This is a genomic window from Helicobacter sp. 23-1046, assembly GCF_053654635.1.
This window is the reverse complement of the sequence record NZ_JBSIUS010000002.1, coordinates 121,139-136,413: the sequence shown is the minus strand read 5'-3', so window position 1 is coordinate 136,413 and position 15,275 is coordinate 121,139. Positions and strand designations below refer to the sequence as shown.

The following is a 15,275-nucleotide window of genomic DNA, read 5'->3' as shown; positions in this document are numbered from 1 at the left end:
TATGCGCGTTATCTGGTTTGGCATTTTGTTGTGTATCCCTTGCTTTTTGTTTGCAAGCTATAACCAATGGCAGGGCGGTGCTGGGAACAAAACGCTTACGAATAATTCAACAATAATTCGAGATGGAAGTGGCACTTGGAGAAATGATGGCGCGGTGGCAAATTTTCTTAGACGCTTGGAAATCCGTGATTCTGCTTATACTCAAACGGGCGATAAAATTAGAGTAGAAGTAGTCAATCAAATCTCTGTGTTGGGAATCTATGCGGGCACCACAAGGAATAATATCGTAGAGGAAATCGCCGTGAGGCGTGGTGGCTCTATTCAATGTGTTACGCCTATATGCTCTGATGGCAATTCTTTATACATTGGCACAAGTAGGACAGCTTCACAGCTTATAACTCTCCGCGTAGATAATGGAGGGATAATCAACCGAAATGGTTATGGGAGAATCAATGTCAGTGGGTATCTTGGGACAATCTTAAATAGCGGACAAATACTAGGCGAGGGAGTTGTCATAGGGAGAAATGGGTTTGGGCACTTAGGTGTGCTGAATAATTACGCAGGAGGAGTTATAAGCGGGGTTAGTGGAGTGGCTGGAAATCACCTCGTAGATAGAATCTATAACGCAGGGACTATCAACACAATAGCAAATATCACCTCTACAAAAGGCAATGTAGCTAATATCGAAAACGCGCCAAGTGGTGTTATCACAAGCATTACAGGTGTCAATGTGTTTGACATACGACAAAGAGGGAGGCTAGATAATCTTACATCAAGCACTATAAGTGAAGTAAGAAACGAGAGCGGGACGCTCAATAATGTAAGCAACAACACAATTACAACCTTTACCATCAGCGGTGGAAATGTCAATCGTATAACCAATAACGCCATAAACACTATAAATGTGAGTGGCGGGAATGTCGCGCTCATAAGCAATCCGCAACAAGGACTTCCCACCCTTAATATAAGCGGTGGAGTAGTCCAAACGCTAGAAAATATCTCTATCACTAATCTTACTAATTCTGGTGGGACTATCACCAATCTCACAACAAGCACAAATGTGTCGCGTCTCAACAATGCAGGTGGGACTATCACCAATCTCACACTTTACCAAAATATCGGGTATAACCCCAATACAAACGCTCATATCAACGGCTCTATTACTAATCTTAACATTGAGGACTTTAGTATCACCCTGCATAATAACTATGATATATGGAATAGCCATACTTTCGCCGCACAGGGTATGAATGACGAACACCTCTATATGAATGCCAATGTAGGGAATCTAATTATCCAGCCCGGTGCTATTAAAGTTTCACTTGGGGCAAATGTGGATAAAAAAGATGGTGTGTATAGCTATGATAAAGTCATATTAAATGCACCTGCGGGCAGTATAAACTTTAGCCATTTGACACCAACGCAAGGCTTAGAACTTTTTGATGTGCCCGGCAGAAATGGCTTTAGCTTGGGTGCAAATGCGTCAAACTCCTTTGGTGCGAGTGCTCTGCAATCTATCCAACTTAACGACACACGCCGAATTGTGATTATCCAAAATATCTTAGATTCTATCAATTATCATCACTTCTACCGCACAGCTATCAAAAGACAAGAAAGCAAGGAGCAAACAAACAAAGATACACAAGCCCAAAAAATTGACACTTCAAATTGGCAAAAAAAGCGCACATTTGCCATTCCTTATGGATTGTATGGGAATCTTAGCGTGAATAACACCAAATCTCACACCTACGCGGGAGGAGCTATATCTGGAGTTCAGCGTGATTTTGGACATTTGGGTATTGGCGTTGTGTATTTAGGCTATGAGTATAATTCCACAACATCGCAACTGAGCGTTGCTGATGCGACTTTGAGTGCTAATGTGGCGCAAGGTGGAATGGCGCACATTAAGCTACTAAAATCAGATGAAAACAAACAATTCTATCTCAAATCCAATCTTCGTAGCACTTTAACGCATCTTACAATCAACGCCCAAGAAAACAAAAACCTTTATGATGCAAGCACCTTTACCTACCATATCGGTGGCGCAGTGCGAGGGGGAATGGCGTATTACTTTGATTCTATGAGTTACATTGCCCCCGAGCTTGGAGTAAGCTATGATTTGATGGGAGTTGCTGGCTTTGAGATTGAAAAAGGCGCGCTAGCAAATGAGGTCTATCCAACGCACAATGTGCATTTACCACAACTAAGCGCAAGTATGAAATATTACAAAGCTATAGGGCAGTTTTATCGTTACTCAATTCTTGTTGGTGGACGGTATTCTCCAAACAACAAACCCACATTAAAATTCCAAAATGGTATATTTAGCGATGAAGCGAGAATCTACTTGCCTCTTTTTTATGCCAATGTCGATGCAAGCTTTTCACGCGCTATAAGTAGAGTAAGCGAGCTTGGCGTGAGTTATAATGGGCTTGCATATAATGGCGGTCAATCCCATAGTCTAAGCGTAAAATATGTAAAATGGTTTTAAAAAGGCGATGATTTTGATAGCATTGTCGCATATTTTGCGAAATTTGTGGTAGTATTGCCACATTTTGAGTAAAGGGCTTCAGTTATGGTTAGATTGTGTATTGGCGGTGTGCTTGTCTTTACTTTGAGCTTTGTAGCGTGCTTGCAAACGCAATATGATATGAGTGCTGCGCCTGCGTGGAACTTCGTCCCATCAAATGAATCGTATGCCCAAGCACAAGAGCCAAAAGAACAACCAAAACCCAAAAAGCCAAAACCACAAGAGCCAGCAATAAAAGTGCAAAAACCAGCCCCTATGAACCCCCCTCTACCAAAAATCGTGCAAAAAGCTCCAAAAGGCATAGGTGAAGTGGTGCGAATATATTATGTCAATGGCGAGCTTGCGTGGGAAATCCACTTCTTAGATGGCAAGCAACACGGGCTTACAAAGCACTTTTATAGTAATGGGCAACTGCGAGGAGAGCTTAACTTCACTCACGGCAAGGCAAATGGAGAACTTATACAATACTATTACTACGGCGCGATAAAAAGCGAGGAACAATATCAAAATGACCTTTTGGTGGGCACTTCTAAATTTTACACGCCACTAGGCGAACTCAAAAAAACTATCCGCTATGAAAATGGAAAACAAGTAGAGGAGCGAGAGATTCTCGCAAGAAATTGAATTAAATACCTGTGGTTGTATCGCCACATTTAAAACAAAAAAGCTGGCAATATGCTTGCAACCCCAAAAGAGCTGGTGGCAAAAAACTCTCACAATCGCACAAAAACAGCTCTAATGCCACTTTTTTTGCGTGCAAGCATCGAAGTGTATCAAGCGCATTTTGCCTGTTGGCTAAAGATTGCATAAACACTTTAAGTGTCTTTTGTGAAAAAATCCCAATGCACCTTATAATGCGCTTATTAGCGTTGATAGAATCTAATGCCTCGCTAAATACAGTAAAATCCCTGCCAATGCGCACATAAGGGTTGTTCTCATAACGCATAGCAACAAAAGCAATGGTGCGCTCAAAGGCGAGATTCTCATCACTAATGGTAAAGTTAGGCGAAGTAGTTTTCATCAAGCAAATCTTTAATCTGCTCTTTGTGGAGTTTTTCATTTGTAAGCAAGATATTTGAAAGTTTTGAAAGTAATGGCTTAGCATTGGCAAAGAACTCTTGCATTTGCTTTTTGGAATCTTCTAAAATCTCCACCACATCGCCACTCTCTGGCATAATATGTTTGCCCATTCCATATTGCTCACACATTTGGAAGGCGATTTCTTTTGCCTTATCTAAATCCTCTTTTGCGTTGCTAAAGCTTTCATTATATATCATCTCCACCGCCACGCTTCCAGAAAGATACATTTTAATCTTATTACTCATTTCTGCCTTACTTACAAGCTCTTTATCAATTTGCTTAAAACTCTCGCTAATGAGCGAAATTTTATCAAAATCAATATCCAACCAATACGCGCTTAGGGCTTTTGCGCTTTGATAAGTGGCTAGGATATTTTTTTCCTCCTCGCTAAAGCTTAGCACTTTTTTCTTGCCTGAGAGCACCTTATCTTTGGTGTTTAAAATATCTTCTTTTTGGATAACAAAACTCCCACGCCTTAGTGCGTTTAGCGCAGCTTCATTAACCAATGCAGCAATAGCCGCTCCGCTAAAGCCCACACACAAGCGTGCCACTTCGTTTTTATCAAAATCATATTTTTTGTTTTTTAAATACACTTCAAGGATTTTTTCCCGCTCACTTACATCTGGTAAATCCACATAGATTCTCCTATCAAAGCGTGCAGGACGCAAAAGTGCCTCATCAAGCACATCAATTTTATTAGTCGCGCCAATGACTATCACACCACTAGAATCTTCAAAGCCGTCCATTTCTGTAAGCAACTGATTTAATGTCGCTTCTCGCTCATCATTTCTACTCCCTCCACGCGCTTTACCGACTGCATCAATCTCATCGATAAAGACAATGCTAGGGCTTTTTGCCTTTGCCCTCATAAAGAGCTCTCGCACACGCTTTGCGCCCATTCCCACATAAATTTGCACAAAACTTGAGCCACTTTGATATAAAAATGGCACGCCCGCCTCTCCAGCCACTGCCTTAGCAATCATTGTCTTGCCAACTCCGGGAGGACCGATAAGAAGCACACCCTTTGGCAAAGAGATTCCCAAATCTTGGTATTTTTTGGGATTTTTAAGATAATCAATGATTTCTAAAAGCTCCTCTTTGACTTCACTAATGCCAGCCACACCTTTAAAAGTAACGACACTTTGATTTTTGGGCTGTAAAAAATCATTATCTAAAACACTTGGATTTTTTCCCCCAATCGTCCCACTTAAATTATTTGCGTTTATATCAAGCCCATTTATGCCATTGTCCGTGCTTTTGATTGGCTCTTTTGGAGGACGGGCAAAAAGCATTGAAATCGCCTTAACTATCACAGCAAGCCCAATAAAAATAAGCACAAAAAGCCCAACCTCATCTAAGAATCCTCCACTTTTTGGCTTCACACTCACGGCGATTCTTGGATTAAGCGTGTGCAAATCAATGCTATCCCTAGCGACTTTGTAGTTTTGGTTTTCCACGCTAAAATACATCATATCATCTTGCACAACCAGCTTGTATGGCGGAGTTCTCTCAATAATTTGAGCAAACTCATAAGGACTTAACAACTTCGTATCATCTCGAAAAATCCAAAACACTATAAGGAGTATAATCACGCACAGCGTTATGATAAAAGCGATAAGATTCTTAGATTTTTGCATAAGTGCCCTCTTTGCTGACTTCATATTCTCTGACTTCCACCCAATCACCGACTTTCAAGCTAACCTTAGGTGTATCGCACGAAATAATAACTCTATTAAAATATTGGTCTAAGCCCACGAAACTCACTCCCTTAGCACAATGACTATCAAAATGTGTGTCTTTGCGACTAGATTCTATCAAAACTTTGAGCGGGGTTTGCAAATGTGCGAGTTTTTGTCGTGCTTTTAGATTCTCTTGTGCTACCAAATTTTTAAGCAAATGCAATCGCTCCTTTGCTTCATCACCTTTGGTGGTGTTTTTCATCATACTTGAGGGAGTATTTACGCGAGGCGAGTAAATAAAAGGGTGCAAATGCGTAAGTTTAAATGTCTTAAAGTTCGCCAATGCTTCCTCCCATACTTCCTTGCTCTCGCCCGGATGGGCGACTATAAAGTCCGTGCCCAAAAAAAAGCCTTGTTGTTGCAAGTGGGCAAAAAGTGCTAAATCACTTTGCACGCGATTTTTACGATTCATTATCTCAAGCATTGTATTGCTTGTGTGTTGCAGGGCAATATGCAAATGTCGCTCTAACTTCTCGTGCATCGCTATGTCTAAAAACTCGCTATCTATTTGGCTAGGCTCTAAACTTCCTATTCGCACGCGCTTTAGCCCAGAAATAGTAAAAATTTCGCGCAACAAAGTAGCAAGATTCTCTTTTTGCAAGTCTTTTCCCCAACTCCCCACATTTGTCCCGCTTAAAATCACCTCGCTCACGCCGCAATCCACAAGTCGCCTAACTTGCTCTAAGATTGCGTGCTTAGGGAAGCTGCGCGCCTTGCCTCTCACGCTGGGGATAATGCAATAACTGCACGCAAAATCACAACCCTCTTGAATCTTAATAAACGCCCTTTGCTTGCCTACAAATGATTCCACAATGGTAGAATCAATGTGATTAGGAGCACTCTCTGGGTAGAAAAACCGCTCCTTTTGGCTTAATAGCGTGTTAATTTGCTCCTTAAGACTATGGGGAAACACCCCTTGCAACAAATTGCGCTCATAATTTGGTTGCCCTTTTGATTGCACACCACAACCTGTAAAAAAAATTTTTTTATCTCCGTTTTTAAATTTGTTAATATAGCCTTGCACGCCCGCATCAGCACCATTTGTAACGGTGCAAGAATTTATCACAATAATATCTGCCTCCTGCTCGCTTTGCACGCATTCATATTCCTTGAGGTTTGCTATCATTACTTGTGTGTCAAAGAGATTGCTTCGACAGCCAAAGGTTTTAAAAAATACTTTCATCATTTATCCTCAATATGTGTGTTGTTTCGCTTGTTTTGCAAATGGGAATCTATACTCCATAAATCGAGCTATCATCTTTTCTTTCATCGATAGGCTCAGGTGCGCCTCTTTTGCGTTTCTTTTTTGCCTCACTAAGATTAAGTGGCTCATAAAAGGGTTTGTTTCCTCGTCCATCGCTTCCTGTGGGCACGACTTTAGTCGTTGGGTAAGCGATATGAATGTCATCTTCTTGTAAAATCGCCTCGATAACTTCCGTTGAAATCGCGCTTCTAATGCCAAGCGTAGAATACGCATTTGCCTGATACCAGAGTGAAATTCGTATGCCATTTGGCTCTATCATACAATATGCCCGCGCCTCTAGATTCATATTGCGCAATGAGAATCTATCTTTAATGTGCTCCATTCGTTTTTTGGTTACTTCGGTGTATCCTTTAGAGTATTTTTTGGCAATCTCAGTGGCAATTTTTAGTGCTTTTTTATGGTTGCTATCAAAAGTAATGCTAAAATCTACCCCGTCCCATACCGTCTTAATCCCAGCGTGAGTGTAATTCGCAAGCAAGGTGGTAAAAATATAATTATTAGGGATAAAGATAATACGCCCTGCCCTGCGATTTTGTAAATATGAAGTGAGTGTTACATCTTCATAAATAGTAATACGCAATGCTGAAATATCAAGCACATCACCCACATATATTGCCCCATCTTTAATGACTTTTACCCTATCGCCCACATGCACGCTTCCGCCAAGCACAATGACAAACCACCCAAGCAAACTCATAAACAAATCTTTCATTGCAATGGCTAAACCAGCCGAAGCAAAACCCACAATCGCCACAGCATAAGTTACATTCTCCAAATACGCAAAAAGGAAAATAAGCCCGACAAGGCTTAGGTTAAAAAAATTGATGATTTTGCTTGCAGTATAAATGCGTTTAGAATCTGTGATATATTTACGCAATGCGACCTTCACAAAAAAAGCAATAATAAAGATAAATGCGATGCTCACGCCAATATAAATCATCTTAATAAATTGCGCTTTAATCTCGCTATTTAATCGCATAATAACATCTTCGATATTTTTAAAATACACTGTGTTAGAAGTCTTAAAAATCATTTGTGCGGATTGCAAGGATTGTATCATTTGCTCAATCTCGTTGCTTGCATTTTCATATTCTCTTTGTTTGCCTACATCTTTGGTGATAAGTTTTAGCGAAGAAAGTGTATCAAACTCCAATAAAACAAGATTAAGAAGTTCTTGGAGACTTTCCTCGCTTTGAGTGAGGGCGTGCTGGTTTTCTTTGAGTTCTTTGATAAACAAATATCCACTCACAATAAGTATAGGATTTGTGATATGTGGCTCATCTTTAATTTCTGGTGGCTCTAAAAGTTGTGCGTAAGGATTATCCGCATACACTCGCAGAATCTCGCGTTGTTTTTGAATGGTAGTAAGCGTGCCTTTGAGCTGGTTAATCTTAGAAACATCTCTTTTTTCTTTGGCTTCTTTGATACTGCGCTCTATTTGAGCAATATCACTCTCAAGCATATTGTATGTCTTAATGTTGGAGTATTGTTTAAACCACGCGTTGTTAATGCTTTTTGCTTCTAGGGCTTGGGAAGTTTGTTTGAGTGTTTTTTCTAAATCTTGCTCGCTTATAAAAAGTTTGTTATCTTGGTTTTGATTTGGCTGTTGGGGCTCATTTTGGGTGATATTAGGCTCAGCACTCACACCACCAAACGCGAGAAACAATGACAAAACAACAATTTTTATTTTTTTCACCGACTGCCCTTTTATCGTAAAATTAGAGAATCTTAAGCACTGCTTGCTTATCTATATCATTGCGCATACACACGCCACCTATATGATTTGGCAACACAAAAGTAATGGCACGATGTGTGCTCTTTTTATCCAAAAACAACCGCTCATAAAACGCTTCCTTTTGAGCAATATCAAAGTGTGTTGGTAAATTGCACGATTGTAGCAAACTTTTGATACTTTTTTCCTCATCTGCGCTTAATAAACCAAGATTTCGCGCTAAAGCATTTGCTAAACACATTCCAATCGCCACACACTCGCCGTGTAGATAGGTTGTGTAATGAGTGAGATTCTCAATAGCGTGCCCAAAAGTGTGCCCGTAATTAAGTGCTGCGCGAATCCCACTTTCTTTTTCATCTTGCTCCACCACTTTGGCTTTTATTTCAACGCTTTTGGCAATGGTGTATTGAAGATTCTCATAATCACTCCAAAACTCCTGCAAAGAGTGATTACACAACCGCTCTTGTAAAAACGCAAAAAAATCTTTATCAAAGCACACCGCCATTTTGATAATCTCTGCTAACCCTGCGCTAAACTCCCTGCTTGGAAGTGTTTGTAAAAAATCCGTATTGATAAACACGGCTTTTGGTTGATGAAACACTCCGATAAGATTCTTGCCAAAAGCGTTATTTACACCTGTTTTCCCGCCCACACTAGAATCCACTTGCGCTAAAAGTGTAGTTGGGATTTGGATAAACTCCACGCCTCGCTGGTAAATCCCACTAGCAAACCCCACCATATCGCCTATCACGCCACCACCTAAAGCGATGAAAAGCGACTTTCTATCTAAGCGATGAGTAAAGGCACTCTGCAAGATTGCCTCGATACTTTGCATATTTTTGTATTCCTCGCCATCAGGGATAGTGCAGACAAAAACTTCTTTTGCTTCAATCTTTTCCATAATCGCAGGCAAATACAACCCAGCAATTTTTGGGTTTGTAACAATAAGCACCTTGCCATTATGTGTAATTGGTTCTAAATCATTACTTTTCCCAATTTGCACGGGGTATTGGGCTGATGGTGTGCGTATAGATATGGTGCGCATTTATAATCCTTTGCCAAGTGGGATAAAAATCTGTGGGTCTCGCTCCAAACCAAGCGAAAGTCGATAAGAATCCATCGAAAGAAAGGAAAATCTCGTGCTTTTGGTAATACCCACATCAAATGGGAGAAATTGTAGCACTACTTCATCACTTTGTGCTAACAATACAATGGGATTTTGCGTGGAGGAATACAAAATTTCTGGCTTTGCATTAAAGACTTTTGCCACGCTTTCAATATGCGAGATAATATCGTGTTGATGGGCAGAATCTGGGTCAAAATCATAGAATCGAGAAGTGATATTAAGTTGCTTAGAAATATCAAACATCACCGAAGCAATGTTTTCGCTCTTTTGCAAGCCTTCTCCCACGATAAGAAAACTCTTTTTTACCTTGCTTAAGCGTTTTGCGCCTATTTTTAGCACGGGCAATGCGCATTGATAGAGTGCCTCTCTATTTTTTACAAGAGAAAAAATATCGCTATTTACCACAATAAGCCCAAGTCGCTTAGCAGAATCTTTTTGAATCTGCGCGCTTAGACTGCTTGTATTATAAATGATATTGACCTCTACTTTTGGACTTCCCTCGCCATTGATAGCATTAAGTCGCTCTAAAAACGCGCGATTAGTAGGATTTAACACTTGGATAACAAGACGATTGTTTTTAAGATGTGTATGGAGAAATAACGCATCTTCAATGCACACAAATGCTTCACTCTCACTAGAAATCGCCATATCAATATACAAAAAAATATCGCGTCCAAAAGGTGAGGGAAACTGCCCAATATCACTTTTTGCCAAACGATACACCTCAGAGAGCACTTTTGCTTCTCCAGCGACTAAGAGCACATCATTTGGCAAGACTACAAGGTCTCTACGAGACAAAATAAGCTCACCTAAGCGATAGATTCCCACAATTTTCCACTTTCTTTGCTCGATTGCACCAATATAGCGATAAGTAAAAATGCTGCCCGGTGGCACGGCGACCTCCATAATCTCGCCTTGCTCTAATCCAAAGCCTCTTGGGATAACAGGGACATTAGCAAGTCGTTGCGTAAGGCGGTTTGCCACCAAATTCTCAGAATCTATCACCACCAGATTTGCGTCATTTTGTCCATTTAAACGCAAATCTTCTCGCAAGAGAGTCGCGCTCTCTGTGTTGTCTTTAGTATGTATGGTAAATTCGTGGTTATTATAGAGCACGATACGCGTCTTTGGGCTAATCTCGCGGATAATGCGATAAAGCACAAATCGCTCTGTGGGATTCTCAATGATAATAAAAATATCTTGAATATCGCTACTAAAAACCTCGCTTATACGAAACTTTGAAGTATAATCAAGCAAATGAGATTCTATCACATCTGGCATTTCACTTGGCAAAGTGGCGCAATCTTTGGCAATAATAACATAAGGATTGTTGTCAAAATACTGACTCACAACCTTTTGAATGAAAATTTTTGCTACAATGCCATCTGCTAGAATAAGTGTTTTTTTCAAATTACTTTACCTTGAGAAAAAATTTACAAACTTTAAGTTTATTAAGAAGCGCGATTATAGCAAAATTATGCAATCTTAGTGCCCTAAAACTTATGGCTTTTTGTTTTGTTGTTTAAGGAATACGATGGACTTTTTTGTTGATTATACAGATTCTCACGCGCGCGCTGGCACGATGCGCCTCTCACACGGAGAGGTGCAAACGCCCATTTTTATGCCTGTGGGCACACAGGGCTGTATAAAAGCTCTTGATAGCAACGACATTGCCACCCACTTAAATGCTCCAATCATTTTGGCAAACACTTATCATCTTTACTTGCGCTGTGGAATTGAGAATCTAAACGCACTCGGTGGGATTCACAACTTTGCTAACTTTAATGGAAATTACTTAAGCGATAGCGGTGGATTCCAAGCATTTAGCCTTAATGATAATGTCAAAGTCTTAGAAAACGCCGTTGAGTTTAAATCTCACATTGATGGGAGCAAACATATTTTCACGCCACAAAAAGTGCTTGATATTCAATACGCCATAAATAGCGATATTATGATGGTGCTTGATGACTTGGTCGGGTTACCAGCACCGCTCTCACGCTTGCAAGATTCTATAAAAAGGACGCTAGATTGGGCGGAGCAGTCATTACACTATCATTTGGCGCAAAAAGCACAGGGCAAAGCTAAAAGCAATCATATTTTTGCTATCGTGCAGGGTGGCACGGACTTTGAGCTCCGTAAAATATGCGCCCAAGAGTTAAGTGCATTAAGCGAATTTGATGGGTATGCCATAGGTGGATTAGCCGTAGGAGAAAGTGCCCAAGAAATGTATGACACCATACAATCTTGCATAGAATTTATCCCAAAGGATAAACCGCGTTATCTTATGGGCGTTGGGACACCGCAGAATATCTTAGAAGCAATCGAGCGTGGGGTGGATATGTTTGATTGCGTAATGCCATCAAGAAATGCGCGTAATGCCACGATTTTTACCACTTTTGGCAAACTTAACATTAAAAGTCCGCGCTTTAAACTTGATACCACCCCACTTGATGAATACTGCCAATGCTACACTTGCACGAATTACTCACGCGCGTATCTACACCACCTCTACCGTGCTAATGAAATTACTTATCATCGCCTCGCCACTATTCATAATCTGTATTTTTATCTTACTTTAGTGCAAAATGCCCGTAAAGCAATCATCAATGGGGATTTCACGCGGTTTAAAAAAGACACACTTGCTCAACTCAACTCTAATGATGTGTAAAATATTTAAACAAGGGTAATGGTATTTTGTTTATATTAAATATATTATTACAAGATACAAGGAGTAACAAATGCGAATTTTAGATGAATTGCCGTGTAACATTGTAGCCTTTCCCCTAAGGCGAATGAACTTTATAAAGAAATGGGAAGATTTAGAATTTACCATTACAGAACATATAACAAAAGTTCTTTTGATAGTCAATGATAATGCGTGTAGAGTATGGCTAAAAGAGCTAGATTCTAAAGTAGAATTGCTCTGTAAACTTAAAACTAAGGGCAGAATCTCTAATGAGACCTACCAAGAAGAGATATATGAAAGATTATGCTTTGAAAATCAGCTAGGAATACCGGGCGTTATTAAGCGACCAATACGAGCATACATTCAAAGTCCAAGAAATAAGAGCAAAACCGCCTTAGTGCGAGAATATGAGATAGTCGAATTTGAGAGTGATATGAATGCGTTTTTGTATGAATTTATAGAAATAGCAAAGTTTTATAAAGAAATAAAAGGTGGCGACTACATCAAAGGCTCTTTGCAAAAAAGTAAAGTCATAAAGGAGATTGTAGCAAAGTATCGCAACAGAGCATATCAACACATAAACATTGATATGCTTGATGCGTATTAAAGCTACGCCCATTTTAGCGTGGAGTTAATCTTTAAAAGCTCTTTTTCGCGATTTTCCCAATTCGCATTAGCCTCTTGTGGGATAACTATGCGTGGAATCCTCTCTTTATACTTCAATGGCTCAATTTCACCAAGCTCTTCATCTTTTAGCGAGTTTTGCTTGCCGATAAATTTGCCATTGTAGTCCCAATTTTGCTTATAAAGCACAAACAAATCAACAAAAGAAGTCATTTTGACATAAGTCCTATCAATGGTATAAAGATACGCAGTTATTTCACGCAATGCGCTTAAAATGTTTGTGTCTAAAAAATGTGTGGGAAACTCATATTTATCGATGACTTCACCATTGCTTGTATCTATTTTTACAAATTCTTTGCCATCTTTTGAATACACATAACTGCAAAATTTATCTTGTGTGAGGTTTTGCATAAAAATTTTCAAATTAAAGCTATCGCGCAGACTTACAAAAAAATAGCCAGATTTTTTGATGTGCTCGCTTCCTTGACTTTTAGCAATAAGGCATTGGAAATTAAAAGAATACTTATCTTCTTCTTGGCTTAAAATGTTTTGTTCGATATACAAATCGCTTGCCTCGCAATGCTCGCGCATACTGCGTGCAAATGAAACATTTTCTTTTTGAATGCAGTCTTTTAGCTCAATAAAAGCATATTCGGCATTTTTCCTGCGATAGTTTTTAGCAATGAGTGCATTAAACTTCTTCATTGGGAAGTATTTCACTACCCCATCGCCATCATAAATACCCTTAAAGTGTGCTGGAATCTCAATACTTAGTCCGGGAACAGAACTAAAATTAACGCGTTTTGTCTCCATACTTACCGCCTTGTAGTAGAATCTCCTTATTCTTAATGCTAAGTTTAGCAGATTCTACGCATAAGATATACAAAATCCACATACATTTTTTGTGCCACTTTTACAATTTTTCTCATTTGCTTCCATAAAAACACATATTTTGTATTACTTTTCGTTTAAGAAAGGGCATTAAAATATTCTCGTAATAACCACAAACAATGATTTATTGAGAATCTACTTCCATAAAAAAGGAGCAACACAATGAAAAAAATTCTTCTTCTAAGCACATTTGTCTTTGGGGGCATTTATGCGTTTGAGTTTAAAGATGCCCCAGCTGTGCAAAATCGCAGTAATCCAGCAACCTCATCACAAACCATTCAATCTTATGCGTCTGCCTTAGGTGATGCGACTAAGGCTGTGGTGAATATCTCTACTCAAAAGCAAGTTTCTAACGCAATGCCAAATCACCCAATGTTTGATGACCCGTTTTTTCAGCAGTTTTTTGGAGACATATATGGACAGATTCCGCGCGATAGAATCGACCGCTCTCTTGGTAGTGGCGTGATTATCTCTAAAGATGGCTATATCATCACCAACCACCATGTCATCGAAGGTGCGGATAAAATTTTAGTGAGTTTTTCAGGGAGCAATAATGAATACACCGCTAAAGTCATTGGCTCAGATTCCCGAAGTGATTTAGCAGTAATCAAACTCAATAGAACCAATTTGCCTGTGATTAGCTTCGCAGATTCTGATAAAGTAATGGTGGGAGATATTGTCTTTGCCATTGGGAATCCATTTGGCGTGGGAGAGACCGTTACACAGGGGATAGTCTCAGGGCTTAATAAAAGTGGCATTGGCATTAACGACTATGAAAACTTTATCCAAACAGACGCTTCAATCAATCCGGGAAATTCAGGCGGTGCGCTGGTGGATTCTCGGGGTGCGCTTATTGGCATTAACACAGCCATTTTATCCCGCACAGGTGGGAATCACGGCGTAGGATTTGCCATTCCATCAGAAATGGTGAAAAAAATCGCTAAGCAACTTATCGAAAAAGGCTCTGTTACGAGAGGTTACTTAGGCGTGGGAATCCAAGATGTAGGAGAGGATTTAAAAAACACTTATGGGCGCAGAGATGGTGCATTAGTCATCAGCATAGAGCCTCAAAGCCCAGCAGCAAAGGCTGGTATGCTCGTATGGGACTTAATCATCGAAGTCAATGGGAAAAAAATTAAATCCGCCCAAGAACTTAAAAACACCATAGGAATGCTCCCTCCAAAACAGCAAGTAAGCATAAAATATATTCGCGAAAAGCAGGAGCGCACAGCGCAAGTAACACTTAGCGAGCTCACCGAAGAAAAACGCGCAAGCAACCAAACACCGCTCCCATCAAACAATCAAAGCCTAACGCTTTCTGGCATTGATGGGTTAAGCGTGGGGGAACTCACACAAAATGTGCGCAGACGCTATCAAATCCCAAATGATACACAAGGAGTGATTGTGGTAGAAATCAAACGAGATTCTCCAGCACAAAAAGCTGGATTTGAAGTGGGAGACATTATCTCACAAATTGAAGATAGCACCATTAGAGGATTAAACGACTTTAGTGCCGCCGTAGCAAAGCACAAAAACAAAAACAAGCGCATTTTGGTCTATTCAAGGAGTGGCACAAAAACTATTGTCATTAAATAAGCAAAATTAT

The 15,275-nt window shown here is 39.9% G+C and carries 12 protein-coding genes; 5 read left to right on the top strand and 7 right to left on the bottom strand.

What is annotated here, in order from left to right:
* Window position 1: 1 nt before the first annotated feature.
* Both ACWIUJ_RS07050 and ACWIUJ_RS07045 read left to right on the top strand, forming a co-directional pair.
* Window positions 2-2,488 carry a hypothetical protein gene (locus tag ACWIUJ_RS07050; protein ID WP_454169922.1) on the top strand — a complete coding sequence of 829 codons (2,487 nt, stop codon included), beginning with the start codon at window positions 2-4 and terminating at the stop codon, window positions 2,486-2,488.
* An 84-nt stretch (window positions 2,489-2,572) separates the two neighbouring features.
* Window positions 2,573-3,151, top strand: coding sequence for a toxin-antitoxin system YwqK family antitoxin (locus ACWIUJ_RS07045; RefSeq protein WP_454150508.1), 579 nt, complete (start codon window positions 2,573-2,575; stop codon window positions 3,149-3,151).
* Window position 3,152: 1 nt separating this feature from the next.
* On the opposite strand, the gene ACWIUJ_RS07040 is transcribed toward ACWIUJ_RS07045, so the two are convergent.
* Genes ACWIUJ_RS07040 through ACWIUJ_RS07015 form a run of 6 tightly spaced genes read right to left on the bottom strand, consistent with a single transcriptional unit; the run spans window position 3,153 to window position 10,878 of the window.
* Window positions 3,153-3,548 carry a hypothetical protein gene (locus ACWIUJ_RS07040; RefSeq protein WP_454169920.1) on the bottom strand — a complete coding sequence of 132 codons (396 nt, stop codon included), beginning with the start codon at window positions 3,546-3,548 and terminating at the stop codon, window positions 3,153-3,155.
* The gene (locus tag ACWIUJ_RS07035; RefSeq protein WP_454169918.1) at window positions 3,529-5,244 is read right to left on the bottom strand and encodes an AAA family ATPase; all 1,716 of its coding nucleotides are present in this window, start codon (window positions 5,242-5,244) and stop codon (window positions 3,529-3,531) included. Before ACWIUJ_RS07035 ends, ACWIUJ_RS07040 begins: the two co-directional genes overlap by 20 nt.
* On the bottom strand, window positions 5,231-6,532 hold the full coding sequence (locus tag ACWIUJ_RS07030) for a MiaB/RimO family radical SAM methylthiotransferase (protein ID WP_454169916.1): 1,302 nt from the start codon (window positions 6,530-6,532) through the stop codon (window positions 5,231-5,233). Before ACWIUJ_RS07030 ends, ACWIUJ_RS07035 begins: the two co-directional genes overlap by 14 nt.
* Before the next feature lie 46 nt (window positions 6,533-6,578).
* Window positions 6,579-8,306, bottom strand: coding sequence for a mechanosensitive ion channel family protein (locus ACWIUJ_RS07025; protein WP_454169914.1), 1,728 nt, complete (start codon window positions 8,304-8,306; stop codon window positions 6,579-6,581).
* A gap of 22 nt (window positions 8,307-8,328) precedes the next feature.
* The gene (aroB, locus tag ACWIUJ_RS07020; RefSeq protein ID WP_454169912.1) at window positions 8,329-9,387 is read right to left on the bottom strand and encodes a 3-dehydroquinate synthase; all 1,059 of its coding nucleotides are present in this window, start codon (window positions 9,385-9,387) and stop codon (window positions 8,329-8,331) included.
* Window positions 9,388-10,878, bottom strand: a complete 1,491-nt coding sequence (locus tag ACWIUJ_RS07015; protein ID WP_454169910.1) for a TrkA C-terminal domain-containing protein — start codon at window positions 10,876-10,878, stop codon at window positions 9,388-9,390.
* 124 nt (window positions 10,879-11,002) lie between these two features.
* On the opposite strand from ACWIUJ_RS07015, the gene tgt reads away from it, so the two are divergent.
* Together tgt and ACWIUJ_RS07005 are read left to right on the top strand one after the other, a co-directional pair.
* Window positions 11,003-12,136: a tRNA guanosine(34) transglycosylase Tgt gene (tgt, locus tag ACWIUJ_RS07010; RefSeq protein WP_454169908.1), complete on the top strand. Its 1,134-nt coding sequence runs from the start codon at window positions 11,003-11,005 to the stop codon at window positions 12,134-12,136.
* A 70-nt stretch (window positions 12,137-12,206) separates the two neighbouring features.
* A complete protein-coding gene (locus ACWIUJ_RS07005; RefSeq protein ID WP_454169906.1) occupies window positions 12,207-12,761 on the top strand; it encodes a hypothetical protein in 555 nt (184 codons plus the stop codon).
* Between the two features lie 2 nt (window positions 12,762-12,763).
* On the opposite strand, the gene ACWIUJ_RS07000 is transcribed toward ACWIUJ_RS07005, so the two are convergent.
* Window positions 12,764-13,591: a hypothetical protein gene (locus ACWIUJ_RS07000; protein ID WP_454150491.1), complete on the bottom strand. Its 828-nt coding sequence runs from the start codon at window positions 13,589-13,591 to the stop codon at window positions 12,764-12,766.
* 240 nt (window positions 13,592-13,831) lie between these two features.
* Between ACWIUJ_RS07000 and ACWIUJ_RS06995 the strand changes: the two genes are divergently transcribed.
* On the top strand, window positions 13,832-15,265 hold the full coding sequence (locus ACWIUJ_RS06995) for a Do family serine endopeptidase (RefSeq protein ID WP_454169904.1): 1,434 nt from the start codon (window positions 13,832-13,834) through the stop codon (window positions 15,263-15,265).
* Window positions 15,266-15,275 lie beyond the last annotated feature (10 nt).